General features: G+C 46.0%; 1 pseudogene. It reads right to left on the minus strand.

The features are described from left to right. Positions 1-367: pseudogene (locus ACRHOC_RS14740) on the minus strand (carbamoyl-phosphate synthase large subunit); the annotation flags it as partial.

The following is a 367-nucleotide window of genomic DNA, read 5'->3' on the forward strand; positions in this document are numbered from 1 at the left end:
GAAGTGCTTTCTGTAGAGATTCCTGCTGAGTACGGCCAATCGCCATAACCTCACCAACAGACTTCATCTGAGTTGTCAGACGATCATTTGCCTGCGGGAATTTTTCGAAAGTGAAACGAGGTATTTTCGTAACAACATAATCGATTGAAGGCTCGAATGATGCAGGTGTTGCACCACCCGTAATATCGTTCTGCAATTCATCAAGGGTATAGCCAATCGCCAGCTTCGCAGCAACTTTAGCAATGGGGAAACCTGTTGCTTTGGATGCCAAAGCAGATGAACGAGATACACGAGGGTTCATTTCGATAACAACCATACGGCCGTCTTTAGGGTTAACGCCAAACTGAACGTTAGAACCACCCGTTTC

The organism is Winogradskyella poriferorum, assembly GCF_050618035.1.
GTDB lineage: Bacteria > Bacteroidota > Bacteroidia > Flavobacteriales > Flavobacteriaceae > Winogradskyella > Winogradskyella poriferorum_A.